This is a genomic window from Virgibacillus ihumii (assembly GCF_902726655.1).
Classification (GTDB): Bacteria; Bacillota; Bacilli; order Bacillales; family Amphibacillaceae; genus Lentibacillus; species Lentibacillus ihumii.
The window spans coordinates 2,474,627-2,488,525 of sequence record NZ_CACVAN010000001.1; the positions used below are offsets into that span (position 1 = coordinate 2,474,627).

Here is a 13,899-nt window from a genome sequence, read left to right on the forward strand (position 1 = left end):
ATTTTTAAAATGAAAATTAAAATAGCGGTATTTGGCTGTGAGGAGATAGTTGCACGAATCACAAGCCATGTTGAGCTTCAGGATGATGTGGAAATTGTTCCATTTGTTTATTCCGAATCAAGTGAAACGGCTGATCTTGTGGAGAAGGCAGTCATGTGTGACATCTATCTTTTTGCAGGGCCTCTGCCATATTTATATGCGAAGGAAAAAATAGACAAAAAAAGACTGCCGTCCGTACAGATTATGTTTGATGAATATATGATTCTGACCTCATTTTACCGGGTAAGAAACTATCACAATCAGAAACTGAGCCGATTATCCATTGATGTGTTGAATAGCCATCATGTTGATGAGGTTTTAAATGAATTGGAGATTGATGACACAGAAATTTACACACACAGTTTTGGTAATGATAACAAAGTTGACATCGACCGTATTGCAGCCTTTCATGAAAGACTGTGGAAAGAAGGAAAAGCTGACTATGCCCTGACAGCGATTCATGAAGTGGAACTAAAACTGAGAGAAAAAAATATTCCGACAAGCTGTATGCAGATTCCAATGCTAAACATACAACGTACCATTGAGCAGGCCAAATCAATTGCTACGCTCAATCAGTCAAAGAACGCTCAAATTGTTGCCGGCAATATCCGTATAAAGAACTTTGATGAAGTGAAGCAGCGTAAGGGTGATTTGCTTGCACAGGAATTTCTGTTAAAGCTGCATCAGATTTTGCTGAAGTATGCCCGGAAAACCTATTCATCTGTACTTACCAGCGGGAATAATGAATTCGTCCTGTTCGGTACACAAGGGATATTAAACCACATTACCAACCATTACCGGGACTTCCCGCTGCTGCAGGAGATTGAACGGTCGCTTAATATACCGGTCGACATTGGGTTTGGACTCGGACTGACTGCCAAACAAGCCGAAGATAATGCTAAATCAGCATTGGAAGCGTGTTCACATTCCGGTGAAAGCACCTGCTATATTGTGAATGAACGCAATGATACAATTGGTCCGCTTGGTGTGGAAAAGGAATTCAACACATCGGAATTGTATCGGGCATTGATTCACAAAGCCAGACTCAACAATGAACTTTCCTATAATTTTATAGATTTTATTGAAATCAGGAATAATGAACCATTTTCCGCAAACGACATCGCCGGCTATTATCAAGTAACAAAGCGCAGTGCTGAACGTACTGTCAAAAAACTGCTGGCCGGTGAAGTGGTTAAAGTAGTTGGTGAGGAAAAACCATATGTAAAAGGACGTCCGAGAAAATTATTTCAGATTGATCAATAAAAAAAATATTGTAACCTTATTAACAAAAGAAAAACCAGATGAATATGCTATCTGGTTTTTCTTTAGGATGATTTGTTGTTGAACAGATAATTCATAATATCTTCAAAAATAGTTATACTGTCCGTTACGAGAAAAACCGGCAGCATAATAATAACAAGAACTACAGTAAGGTTGGAGACGAGAAATTTCAATGCACCTTTAAGTATTACCAAATTGACCATCTCCTTTTAGTAAATACTCTTTCTGTTATTATACACCTTATTTTCAAAAGATTCAAACGTGATTGGCGTGGAAGGAGCCGGAGAGGGGAACCCTTCCCGGCCATTTAAATACTCAGCAGTTCGCGAACATCTTCCTCACTGAGACTGGAAAGCATTGTCTCGCCGGGCTGAATTACCTGATCAATCAATTCACGTTTTTTCTGCTGCAGTTCGTAAATTTTTTCTTCAATCGTTCCTTCCGTAATTAGCCGGATTACCTGCACAACGTTCTTTTGCCCAAAACGGTGTGCCCTTCCTGTTGCCTGATCCTCAACAGCCGGATTCCACCATAAATCATATAGAATGACAGTATCGGCACCTGTCAAGTTTAGTCCCGTACCACCAGCTTTTAATGAAATAAGGAAAACATTTTTCTCCCCATCGTTAAACTGTTCACTCATCCGAACACGTTCCTGTGACGGTGTGTGGCCGTGAAGGTAAAAATAGTCGATTCCCTCCTGAGCCAGCCGATCAATAATGATTTCATGCATACTTGTAAACTGTGAAAAAATCAGCATGCGTTTTCCATTAGCAATTGCATTTCTGATGGTATCCATCAGCTGGTTCAGTTTCCCGGATTCCCCGTCATAATTATCGGCAAAAACCGCTGGATGACAGCAGATTTGGCGCAGTCTGGTCAGCCCGGCAAGGATTTTCATACGATTCTTGTTAAATCCGGTTTCTTCCATGGACTGTGCCGCTTCCTGTTGCAGCTGCCGCCAGTAGCCGATATACAAATTCTTCTGTTCCTTCGTAAGCTCGGAAACATGGACGGTTTCGATTTTTTCCGGAAGTTCTGTTAATACATCTTTTTTCAGTCGTCTTAGAATAAACGGCTTTGTCATGGAAGCAATTTTTTCATGAGACATTTGCTTAAACGTACGTTGATTTGGCATCAGTCCGGGCAAAATCACCTGGAAAATAGCCCAAAGCTCATCAATCGAATTTTCAATTGGGGTACCACTCAATGCAAAGCGTCTACTTGCTTTGATTTCTCGGATTGCCTTGGACGTTTTGGTTGCATAATTTTTGATAAATTGTGCTTCATCCAGAATAAGTGTCTGAAAAGATTTTTCCCGGTACAGCGCTATATCCTGACGCAACGTCGCGTAAGAAGTGATCCATACATCCATATAGGAAAACTCATGGATCATTTTCTCCCGTTCTTTTGGCGTGCCTGTTAAAATGGCTGTCTTTAAGGTTGGAGCAAATTTTTCACACTCATTTTTCCAATTGTATAAAACCGATGATGGTGCAACAATTAAATGCGGCTGATCGCTTGGTTCGGACAGAATATAAGCGATGCTTTGAATTGTTTTACCAAGCCCCATATCATCAGCCAGAATCCCGCCAAGATAATAGTTACTGAGTGATTTAAACCATTGATAGCCGGTCAACTGGTAGTTTCTTAATTCAGCCTGCAGCCCATCCGGAAGCGGATAAATTTGTTCCTCCGGTGACCTAAGCTGGTGCAGCAGTTTACGAAAAGCCGGGTCATAGTCCTTTTTCGTATGAATCAATTCATCCACCTGTGCGCCGTGGAATACAGGCATCCGGACGTTTCCATCCTGCATATCTTCTTTTTGAATATCCAGATCATCCATCAGCTGTTTGATGGAGGAAAACTCCTCTCCCTCCAACGGCATCAATGCTCCGCTTTGCATGCGGTAGTAACGTTTGCGTTCCATCACTGCATTCAGTACCTGGTTGATCTCCGAGTCATCGATCCCGTCGATATTAAACCCGATATCAAGCAGATTGGATGAGGACTCCAGATGTACACTCGTACTCGGTGATGGCTGTTGTTCGACAATCATGTTACGAATTTCCGAGGTTAAATATAGCTCCACATAATCATCCATCAGGGGAAGAATATGATAAAGGAAATCGTACAACTCATCTTCATCCGGATTGATGTACAGCTCCTTCCCATTATAATGAAAATTCGCATGCTCGATTAGATGCATGACCTGCTGTTCTTTCTCGACATCACGGATTACGATGGCATCCTTGCTGTCATGACCATTAAACGGATCAATTTGATATTCACCGTAATGATATTCCAGCCGGCCCATAATGGCATCATCTTTGACTTCAAGGTAAAACTTTGCAACCAGCGGGTGCTGAATGATTTCCGATGAAACCGTCTCAGCGATTTGCACATCACCAACCCGTTTCAACGGTGGGAGAACTTCTGAAATGAACGAGTCTGCTTTCTGTTTCGGAACGGTAAGGTTCTTATGACTTGGAGGAAGTGAGCTGATTTTTTCAACAACCGGAATTTGATCGTTTGATGGGAAATAAAAGCTCCCCTCTTTAAATATAAGTTCATACAGCTTTAAATAGGTCATCCGCTCCAACTGTTCAATCATCAGCACCAATTCATCCTGGTCATCTTTGGTTAGATTGAAATGAAACGGCAGTTCATCCTCGACAATTTGAATATCCTGATATGTCTTACCGCTGCTTGTTTCAACCGTAAGATCCCGCTCCACCAACAGTCGCAACAGCTGCTTTGCAAGCAATGGCGGAATAACGACCGCCCGCTCCGGTGAATCGCGATAATGAAATATCCGATCCGCATAAATTTTTTCGTTACGAATGCTGTTATAGAGCAGTTCAAAAATTTCCTTATCCCGTTCATCGATTTCATGCACCGATGGATCATAGGTGAATCGCTTGGTAAAATAATGCTCTCTTCCATCATGCACATCGCTCAGAAATTCCGCTGCATTTTTTACAATCAGATTGCGGGAATCACCGGCTTTCATTTCCAGAAGCAGGTGATGATCATATGTCCATTTGCACGTATATTCCACCTGCAGGGGCTTTTTCTGATACGTCAATTGCGCACCCGCCTGGTAGTCATTTAACGATGCAATTGACTGCATAAAGCTTTCAGATGCGAAGTAGTTCCGGGCAAATTGTTTTTTGCCGCCTGACTGTCTGTCAGCAATCGCAAGCATCACAGCTGCAATATGCTTACATGGACCAAATGTGCCATATGCCGGACAATCACAGTAAGCGTTTATCGAACCACGGTCAAAGTCTTCCGTTTCTATTTCCACAAAATAATCTTCGCTGCCTGCAACAGAGGCAGTCCATACATTGTAATTTATATCATATAAAAGATTCCTGACCCTGTCATTCTGAAAATATTCGAGCCCCCTCCTGTAGACAACAGAGGGAAACATTTTTTGTATATTCACATCACTAAAATTAATCAAAACACTAGCAACCTACCTTCTAAGAATCTCTTTTATCCTCATTACCCGTTAATTTTCATGAAACACTTTTATTGTAAACGAGGTCAAGCCTTTTTTAAACCAAATACTTTTAACAGGATAGGAGTGCAGTTACAATTATATACCTTCCTGTGCGTTTCAGGTATTGAATCAAAGAAATTTTTTTAGGCAAAGTCAAATAACTCCGGCCTCGGCCGAAGTTATTCACCATTCATCGCATTTTATCCGGCAGCGCATGGATGGACTGGATCAGATCATTAAGCTTTCCTTCAATGCGGTGCAGCAAATAAAATGTCACCACAATCGGAAAGCCAACCTCCGTCACAAATGATATCCAAGTTTCCACTGGTATTACCTCCTTGTCTATTTGGTATAGTGGTTGGGGTAAATCCGACTCTTCCATTATGACGTTTATGAAAAGGAAGACCAGGGCTGACGCCGCTGGTCCGAGTGAACAGGTAATCGAATTTCCTCCATATCATTATGCCAGTTCAATATCAACTACATTTCGTTCAACAACACGTGCGCTTTTGATGGACAACAAATCGCCGCCTGATGAAGAAAATGCGTTTTGCGCGATAATTTCGTCCATTGCAGCTTTTACTGCTGCGGGATCAACCGGTTCAACCGGCTTATCTAATGAGTATGTTACAGTTTTGCCGTCAGCGTTCAAAAATTTAAGTTCAAGTTTTTTCATTCTGGATCCTCCTCTCCATTATTTTTTAACCCGTTATGCCTGGGTAATTTCGGAATTATCACTCCGTTCAATGGTATAAAGCGGTCGCTGCTGAAGTCCTGCTACAGCCGTAGCAATAGCAAACAGCTGATCTGCGGTTGCTGATGTTTTAACATTGTTGAAACTCTTTGACTTATAGATAGTTTTACCCGTCATCATGTCATCGCCGTCATCCAAAACCAGTGTCAGGCGGCTGTCGGTCATTTGTGAAACTGCCATTTTCATCACCTCCCTTCACCCTACAATCGAAAGTTACGGGCGAAAGGTGGCAAGAAACTTTTCATAAAGTAAAAAAGCCACCCTTTTCAGGAAGGTGACGATAGTAATATACAGAAAGTTATTTAATTGCAGCAGACATCTCGTTGTACCATTTTTGTGTTTGTTCACTGTTCTGGCCGTTAATAATCATGTAATCCTTTTCTCTTTTTATAAACAGATACGGGGATTCTTTACCATGGATAAACAGCAGTCCCTCACCATGATTTTGCAGCTTAAAATGTCCTTTCAGTCGATTGGCAAAGGAGTATCCGTTTGTCCGGACTTTAACTTCAGGGAACTCATCAAGAAGTTGCACCTTTTCAACCGTTTCCACTGGCCATTCCACACCATAAGGACCTGAAATTGTGAATGAATAGTTATCAATCGACAGGTTATTTTCCTGAAAACCTGTACTGATAACAAAGCCAATAATACCTATCGTGACAAACGATGTTAATACTGCCATCCCATAACCCTTTTTTCTCTTTTCAGGAAGTTCATATTTTTGCACATAAAATTGTCCGCCGCAGATTACGAGCACCATGGCAGCCATTGAAGCTTCGAAACCGTACGGGACACCGAATAAAGTCAGCAGCAACCCGATTGCTACGATACCTGCAAGCAGAAGAAAATGTTTGCCCAATGCTTGCGGATAACCCCGTTCTGTCAATACATTCTGCTCTTCCCTGGTTCTCCGGTTAAATCCGGAAAGAAAATGATAGAATTTCTTATTTAAAATCAGATAAGCAATACCTAAAAATAACAACACCAGTAAACACTGAATGATGAGCATAATACCCAAATCCTCACCCCCTCCTATAATTGCTGGACAAATAAATATATCCCGGAGAAAAACAACAGGACGTATGTCAGCTTACGGAACAATTCCTGACTGATCCACTTAAAAAGCAGCTGCCCAAGCAACAGTCCGATAATGACGATTGGCAATGCAGCTGCACCTGTTTGCCAGATTTCTTTTGATGTTCCCGCAAAAATAATCTGAATGACCAGACTGACCGCATAAATCCATAGATAAAAAGCCAATGTGGTGCCCCGCAGTTTTTCTTTAGATGTGTCAGTACCGGAAAAATAAAGTAAAATCGGTGGACCCGGTATGCCGATGCTGGTTGTGAATGCACCGGAAACACCGCCAATCACCAGATCACGTTTCGGGTTCTGACGGATGCGGAATTTCATCATCAACAAAACCGTCAGGAGTATAATCAGAGCCCCCACTCCAAGCTTTAACAGAGTCATGTGCATCACCAGAAATATGGAAATCCCGATTGGCAGTCCGACCAGACTTCCTGTTATTAATCGCTTTAAAATCCCTGTATCAATATCTTTCCTGATTTTTAAGATGAGTGCGACTGATATTAGCAATGACAAAATCAGATTAATTTGTATCGCTTCCCGCGGTTCAAACATGACAAGTAAAAATGGTGTCGCCACAATAGAAAAACCAAACCCGGTACTTGTTTGCAGAACCGAAGCTATTAAAATAATGACTGCATATAATAAGATAGTTTCCAAAAGAACACCCGCCAGCATTTTTACTTCCTTACCCAGTTTATCAAATGGTGTTATTATGTGATATGCAACGCTCAAAAGTTATTGTAAATTATGTTAAACTGAATGCAGATTATGGAGAGGTGGATGGAAATGAAAAAGTTCTATAAGTCAACCCGGGAAAGACAATTATCCGGAGTGTTAGGCGGACTAAGCGAAATATATAACCTTGAAGTCAGCATACTTCGGATCATTACAGTGATCTTAACCTTCGTTACAAGTGGGTTTCTGTTATTAGTGTACATCATTGCCGCAATTGTTTTACCGACAGACAAACAATTATCATGATGAAAAGTTTATTTTTGACAAGCATCCTTAAGCTAAACCCTCTATATGTTCCTTAATGTACTTTTCATTCCAGTTACCATTTCGATATGAAAGCGCCTGGATTTAATCGATCCAAGCGCTTTATATATATCTAAGCCCGGATCCATTTCCAGATTTCAGCAGGTGTTGCATTCTTCCCATACATGAGAATTCCAGTCTTAAATATTTTGCCGGCAATCTTCATACAGATCCATATGCTGACGATGAGAATTGCCAGTGAAATAATAATTTGCACCGTTGGAACTTCCTCTAATACAGCCAGTCTAAGCAATAACACGCCAGGTGCTGTGAAGGGAATATACGAGCCAATTTGTGCAACGAGTCCTGCCGCATCACTGATAACTGGTCCGATAAATACGAACGGTAAAAACGGCAGCATCATGACCATCCCCTGAAAATTGCTTCCTGATGACATATCTGCCATCGTTGCGCCAATTCCCACAAATATAGCTGCAAACAGGAAGTAACCAAGGATGGCGATGAAAATATACAACATCAATTCCGGAACAAGCAGGTATTCCAGAATCGGAACATCCAGCTTCCAAATAGCAATCGGCACAGCAAATGCAAGAAACACAACTGCCTGAATCATACCAAGTACAAAATAACCGATGATTTTCCCCTGCATCAATTCACCTGGAGTAAGTGACGAAAGGATTATTTCAGCAATTTTATCTTTCTTTTCATTGGATGCACTTTGAAAAATATACATCCCTGAAAATACAATGGAAAGCAGAATAATTCCGGCAAAAGCAACCGGAATCACTCGTTCAAGCACATTCCCGGTGAATGGTCCGGACTCCGAGGATTCTGTACCACTTCCGAGGTTTTCAGCGGATGTTTCCTTAAAATGAACACCTGTTGCGACGGTGGCAAGCTGTTCATCCGTTAAGCCGATTTCTTGCAGTTGGGAAGTGCGAATTGGTCCTGCCAGAATCTGAACCTGTTGCATAAACGAACTGTCGATATCTTCACTTGTATACACCGGGATTGTGCCACTTTGCAGAGAATCCTGGTTCAGGAAAATATATGCTGTATCTTCGGTGGAATCAAGTTTTTCGTTCATTTCATCCTGGGCGATGTCCGTCTTTTGCATATCCCAGCTCAGGTCCTGTTGCTGGACAGTTTGCTGCAGACTGTCATAAACACCTAAGTCGTCACTGATAAAAACGGTTGTTGTTTCCGATTCTGATTCCCCACCAAACAGACTTCCGAAAAACATGAATCCTAAAAACAATACAGGTGTCAAAAAAAGTCCGATCAGAAACGACTTGTTTTTCATGTTCCGTTTAATTTCCCATTTGGCAACCTTCATTGCGTTACGCATAAACTTCACCCGCTTCCTGAAGTAAATTTTTATCTGTGGCGATATCAATGAAAATTTCGTGCAGTGATATACGGTCAATGGACAGCTCATGAACCATTAAATTGTCCGGAAGATTTTTCAACCAGGAAGCTGCTTCTACATTTTTGGTAAGATACAGAATTGACGTATCCTCATCCTGTTCAACCCGCTGTACATCGGGAAGGGCTTCCAGCATACTCCGGTCATTTTTGCCGCGAATGGTGCATTTAAAGTTAGCATACTCTGTCTTTACATCATCCATATCTCCATAAATAACCTTTTGTCCGTTCGCCATCATAAACAATCTGTCACACATTTCCTCGACCAGATTCATTTGATGGGAGGATAATAGAATAGCAGTCCCATTCTCAGCCAGATTACGGATTTCCTGCTTGAAAAGTTCCTGACTAACCGGATCAAGTCCGGAAAAAGGTTCATCCAAAATCAACAAATCCGGCTCATGTATAATGGAAGAAATGAATTGTACCTTTTGCCCCATCCCTTTTGATAGTTCCTCAACTGAAACATTTTCCATTCCTTCAAGGTCGAATTTTTTTAAATAGCTAAGGGCACGTTCCTTTGCTTGTTTTAGTGGATAATCTTTTAACTCTGCTAAATAAAGCAGGATATCCATTACTTTGACATTTTTGTATAACCCGCGCTCTTCCGGCAAATATCCGATTTTATGCCGGGGGATTTCCCCATATCCCTGAAACGAAACCGTGCCGGCATCCGGGTACATGATGCCCATAATGTTCCGGATCGTCGTCGATTTACCCGCTCCGTTTGGTCCCAGAATTGCCATAATTTCACCTTTGCGGACCTCAAAGGACACCTTCTTCAAAATTTGTTTTTCTTTAAATGACTTTTCCAATGAATCTACTGCAAGAACCGTCTCCATTAAAAATGTTCCCCCTGTATATTCGCAAATTTTCAACGCTGCCTTTTTAATCACCAGTATTATTACGTTTATCCATTTAAAATGGTTCCATTATTTTATGTCATTTTTTTGCCATTATATAAAATATATTAACAATGTATTGTAAAAAATGAAATCTAATTGTTTCCAAAATGTAATGGAAATGTTACAATACTATTTGCTTATATGGAATTCAGTTATTGATTGTACAGCAGGAAGGTGAACGATAATGGGATTAATTCTGGCAATGGCGGCAATGGCAGCTTTATTTTTAGCAGTATATCTTTTGAAACGAAATCCAAATATCAGTCTGATAATCGCGGCAGTTGTCCCCTTTGTCTGTTTTTATTTTATCGGCAGCCTGGGAATTGAAACCATATTTATTGTATTTGCGAGCATCATTGTGATATTCATGAATTTCCAAAATAGAGAAACAGGAGAAAGCTGATCGGAAAAATCCGATCAGCTTTTGTAATGTTACGGTAATTTTAAACGATATACCACCTGGGACTTTTCGATATATTAGTTCTTCTCCCGATATCTATTCACCAGCCCCAGGCAAACTATTCCCAAGGATTATAACTAATTTCGTTCCAACTATTTGCGGTTATACATATCCTTTCCAGTTTTGCACAAGCTAGTGCTGAAAACAGGATAAAGGAGAATCGCAACTATGAAGAAATGGCTTTTGATGTTACCACTTGGTATATTTCTGCTGCTCGGTGCATGGACGTTCGACAAGCAAAGCATGAAAAGTGCCCATGAAATGAAGGAGCCAACCGAGAGGGCGACTGTTACACTATTTAACAAAGATAAAGAAAAAGTGGGTACTGCACAACTGAAACAATTGCACGACAAAGTTGAAATTTCGCTTGATGCCGAAAACCTGCCACCAGGGGAACACGGGTTTCATATCCATGAAACAGGAGTTTGTGAGGCACCAAGTTTTGAATCAGCCGGCGGGCATTTTAATCCCACAGATGCAAAACATGGATTCAAACATCCAAAAGGTCCGCATGCCGGTGACCTGCCGAATATTGTAGTAAATGAGGAAGGAAAAGTTAATGCTAAAGGTGTCAACGACATGGTTACGCTGATGGAAGGGAAGCAAAATTCACTGTTTGATGAAGATGGTTCTGCTTTGATTATTCATTCGCAGCCTGATGACTATATTTCACAGCCCTCCGGTGATGCAGGTGAGCGGATTGCCTGCGGTGTGATTGAAAAATGAACAAGTGACAGACAGGCGTTTCAGTATGAGACAGGGAAACCACCCGTAATGAAAAAACGCTCAGTACGTAAGCTGAGCGTTTTTTTATCAGTATTTTTCCGGGTATAACGGCAGTCGCATTGCCCGGTATGCCTGCCTGTGACTGTCTTCTTTAAAGCCGGAGATGACAATTTCATAGATTACATCTGCCGGTTGTTCATCATTCACCTCGATTATCCGGCTGTTCATGCCGTTTTCGGCTTCGATATAGCCGGAAGTGAGCATTCGGTTCCCGGTGTCATAATGATAATTCGCATCACCAACGATTGATGAGAACAGTTCTTTACCACGTTCTTCACCATATGACCACACTTCTCTCACCGTCATTTTCTCCTCATTTATACGGTATTGCACCATACGGCTGAAGTCTTCACTTTGCGGATCATCACCTCGTGTTATCACGATATTATTATCGAACAACAAATAGTCTGTCGTTTGTTTATTATTGTCCATATCAGGAAGCGGCATGATTGCATGCGGTCCGCCGGGGAATTTAAAATCCTCACCTATCGGCTCAAGCAAATACCGCTCATATGAATCCGGCCATAGTTCATGGGCGGCCAGAATCCACTCCACTTCACCTTCCGGATATGACATCTTCATGGCCAGGTCCTGATGCCTGCTGGAGACCAGGATGGATTTATCCGATTTCATATACCACACGGCGTTCTGATGGAACCAATCACCTTCATCCTCGCTCGGGCCATCATATTCCTGGTAAAAACTTTCCGGAAACACATCGCGAAAACTAAAGTCACGTACTGTTTTGCCTGTCTCCCGGTCAATTTCAATCATCTCATCTTCAATGTAGCCTGAATTGGTATCATGAACAGTTGCCAGCAAATTCCCGCTCGGCAGCTCTATTGCATCATGGTGCACCACATTGGTAGCCTCATAGTTGTCCAAATTGATCAGATACGAATTATACAATTTGCCGAGCATGTTCATTTCTAAAATTTCGTTGTACTTATTCTGCCCTTCTTCTTTTGTGATATAAAGAAGATGGCCATTATCAAGCCGCTGAAATACGTGCGAATTCCAGTGGGTGGAATACCATCGGACATTTGCCCGATGGTCAACCGCATACACATACCTTGTACTAGGGATAATGAACGTCATGCCATTTTCCATTTTTTCAGGATGGGCTTCCACCGTTTCGGTAGTCAGAAAATCATCCGGTAAGGCTTCCGTCTGTATAGAGACAGTTTCCGACACTGTATCCCCGGACTCAGTTGTCGCTGTAATAGTGACCGTGTTTTGATAGCCAGGATAAAGACCTAGAATGGATACGGTGTGCTCAGTTTTATATTTTTCATATGTATGTGTGACATCCCCATATTTATCCTTGCCTTCGACCGTAATGGTCACCTGTGACGGCTCTTCGGTTTCAAACATAGCAACTGCTGCCAATGGTGCAACACCATACGGATCAAGCTTTACAAACGGATTTTTAATGGAATGAGGCTCTTTGACATATTGTTCCGCCAGTTTAGTTTCAATTTTCTCCTGCTCGCTCATTCTGTCTTCACTGTGCGATGAAAGCTGCTCCACTTCCCCATCAGGCTGGAACGATACAGGCGGAGTTTTGGGCTTTTTGGTGTCATTTTGACTGGACGCGCTGCCTTCCGAACCGATTATTTCAATCGTTACAAAAAAAGAAACCATTATGACGGCAAGTACAACAAAAATTACCAGTGTCTTTTTCATTTGTTTTTCCCCTTGTTAATCAGAGTCAGTACTGTCTTTGGCAGATGTAAGTGTGAATTTTTCAATCTGAGCATCCCATTGAACTGTGACGAATATTCGTTCTTCCGGTCTGATGATATTACCGGAGCCGCTCCCATTTTCTACAAAGACTTTCCTCTTAGAAGGGGTGTCAAAATGCTTTGTTGCCTTGAAATGACTCAAGGGAGTTACATATCCATACTGAAGCTCATTTAATTCCGAAAGGTCACTGAGATCACCTTTGTAGATTAACTTGAATGTTGTATCATAATTACTTTCATACTGTACAACATTGTCCTTTACGTAAAAAACTTCCTGCCCTTTTATATGAAATGTAGCTTTCCAGTTTTTATCTTCGCCGGTAAATGTATAGTCGTGTTCAATGACTTCTCTGCTTCCGTCATTTGTTATCCAAAAAGCCGCCACCCCAAAAAGAACCAGCCCGATAATCGCGATTATCATTTTTTTACGATTCACGATACACACCCCGTTTGCTTATGTCAGCGGATGCTTAAATACATAACTCACTTTATCATAATCCATTTTCGTTTCATAAAACCGGTGAGCATCCTCACGTTGCAGTCCCGAAGAAAGTGCTACACTTTCGTAGTTATTTTCTTTGGCCCATGTATGTACATAAGAAAGCAATTTCTCACCTAATCCTTTTGATCGGCTGGCTTCATCTGTTACAAGATCACAAACCCAGACAAATCTGCCATAATACAGCGTAATCATCGGTTTGACCCCGACAACGGCAGCAATTCGATCCTGATTATACAGGGCAAACATCCGATAGTTGTCGTTCACCTTGGCATCCAAAACCAGATCAAGATATGTATCTTTATCCAGATGCTTCCTCAGTTGTATGATGACTGGGAATGCTGCCGTTATTTCCTGCTTTGATTCAAGTTCTTTTATCTGTAATGTCTGCATTCGCTTCGTC

16 protein-coding genes are annotated in these 13,899 nt (G+C 41.5%); 4 read left to right on the forward strand and 12 right to left on the reverse strand.

The genetic code is table 11. The features are described 5' to 3' along the window. The first annotated feature begins 9 nt into the window (after nt 1-9). The gene (locus HUX68_RS11900; protein WP_174615037.1) at nt 10-1,302 is read left to right on the forward strand and encodes a hypothetical protein; all 1,293 of its coding nucleotides are present in this window, start codon (nt 10-12) and stop codon (nt 1,300-1,302) included. Between the two features lie 62 nt (nt 1,303-1,364). On the opposite strand, the gene HUX68_RS11905 is transcribed toward HUX68_RS11900, so the two are convergent. The 7 genes from HUX68_RS11905 to HUX68_RS11935 form a co-directional block, all read right to left on the reverse strand. Then, nucleotides 1,365-1,514 carry a hypothetical protein gene (locus HUX68_RS11905; protein ID WP_174615038.1) on the reverse strand — a complete coding sequence of 50 codons (150 nt, stop codon included), beginning with the start codon at nt 1,512-1,514 and terminating at the stop codon, nt 1,365-1,367. A 113-nt stretch (nt 1,515-1,627) separates the two neighbouring features. Further along, entirely contained in the window at nt 1,628-4,789 is a 3,162-nt protein-coding gene (locus HUX68_RS11910) for a DEAD/DEAH box helicase (RefSeq protein ID WP_174615039.1), read from the reverse strand. Between the two features lie 229 nt (nt 4,790-5,018). Then, a complete protein-coding gene (locus HUX68_RS11915) occupies nt 5,019-5,153 on the reverse strand; it encodes a YvrJ family protein (protein ID WP_174615040.1) in 135 nt (44 codons plus the stop codon). A gap of 135 nt (nt 5,154-5,288) precedes the next feature. Then, nucleotides 5,289-5,504 (reverse strand): DUF2922 domain-containing protein, encoded by a 216-nt coding sequence (locus HUX68_RS11920; RefSeq protein WP_174615041.1) that lies wholly within the window; start codon nt 5,502-5,504, stop codon nt 5,289-5,291. Nucleotides 5,505-5,537: 33 nt separating this feature from the next. Next, entirely contained in the window at nt 5,538-5,762 is a 225-nt protein-coding gene (locus tag HUX68_RS11925) for a DUF1659 domain-containing protein (RefSeq protein ID WP_174615042.1), read from the reverse strand. Between the two features lie 118 nt (nt 5,763-5,880). Beyond that, nucleotides 5,881-6,594 carry a DUF3784 domain-containing protein gene (locus HUX68_RS11930; RefSeq protein ID WP_246206769.1) on the reverse strand — a complete coding sequence of 238 codons (714 nt, stop codon included), beginning with the start codon at nt 6,592-6,594 and terminating at the stop codon, nt 5,881-5,883. 23 nt (nt 6,595-6,617) lie between these two features. Then, on the reverse strand, nt 6,618-7,352 hold the full coding sequence (locus tag HUX68_RS11935) for a sulfite exporter TauE/SafE family protein (RefSeq protein ID WP_174615044.1): 735 nt from the start codon (nt 7,350-7,352) through the stop codon (nt 6,618-6,620). Nucleotides 7,353-7,463: 111 nt separating this feature from the next. Here HUX68_RS11935 and HUX68_RS11940 point away from each other — a divergent pair, with 111 nt between their 5' ends. Next, on the forward strand, nt 7,464-7,658 hold the full coding sequence (locus tag HUX68_RS11940) for a PspC domain-containing protein (protein ID WP_174615045.1): 195 nt from the start codon (nt 7,464-7,466) through the stop codon (nt 7,656-7,658). Between the two features lie 130 nt (nt 7,659-7,788). On the opposite strand, the gene HUX68_RS11945 is transcribed toward HUX68_RS11940, so the two are convergent. Continuing rightward, entirely contained in the window at nt 7,789-9,024 is a 1,236-nt protein-coding gene (locus HUX68_RS11945) for an ABC transporter permease (protein WP_174615046.1), read from the reverse strand. Further along, nucleotides 9,017-9,943 carry an ABC transporter ATP-binding protein gene (locus tag HUX68_RS11950; protein WP_174615047.1) on the reverse strand — a complete coding sequence of 309 codons (927 nt, stop codon included), beginning with the start codon at nt 9,941-9,943 and terminating at the stop codon, nt 9,017-9,019. Before HUX68_RS11950 ends, HUX68_RS11945 begins: the two co-directional genes overlap by 8 nt. 247 nt (nt 9,944-10,190) lie before the next feature. Here HUX68_RS11950 and HUX68_RS11955 point away from each other — a divergent pair, with 247 nt between their 5' ends. Further along, nucleotides 10,191-10,409, forward strand: coding sequence for a hypothetical protein (locus HUX68_RS11955; protein ID WP_174615048.1), 219 nt, complete (start codon nt 10,191-10,193; stop codon nt 10,407-10,409). A 225-nt stretch (nt 10,410-10,634) separates the two neighbouring features. After that, nucleotides 10,635-11,192, forward strand: coding sequence for a superoxide dismutase family protein (locus tag HUX68_RS11960; RefSeq protein WP_174615049.1), 558 nt, complete (start codon nt 10,635-10,637; stop codon nt 11,190-11,192). Between the two features lie 87 nt (nt 11,193-11,279). On the opposite strand, the gene HUX68_RS11965 is transcribed toward HUX68_RS11960, so the two are convergent. From HUX68_RS11965 to HUX68_RS11975, 3 genes are read right to left on the reverse strand one after another with little or no spacing between them, the layout of a single operon-like run. After that, on the reverse strand, nt 11,280-12,938 hold the full coding sequence (locus HUX68_RS11965; RefSeq protein ID WP_174615050.1) for an aryl-sulfate sulfotransferase: 1,659 nt from the start codon (nt 12,936-12,938) through the stop codon (nt 11,280-11,282). Nucleotides 12,939-12,953: 15 nt separating this feature from the next. Then, nucleotides 12,954-13,433 (reverse strand): hypothetical protein, encoded by a 480-nt coding sequence (locus HUX68_RS11970; protein WP_174615051.1) that lies wholly within the window; start codon nt 13,431-13,433, stop codon nt 12,954-12,956. Nucleotides 13,434-13,451: 18 nt separating this feature from the next. Then, the gene (locus HUX68_RS11975; RefSeq protein ID WP_174615052.1) at nt 13,452-13,889 is read right to left on the reverse strand and encodes a GNAT family N-acetyltransferase; all 438 of its coding nucleotides are present in this window, start codon (nt 13,887-13,889) and stop codon (nt 13,452-13,454) included. Between the last annotated feature and the right edge of the window lie 10 nt (nt 13,890-13,899).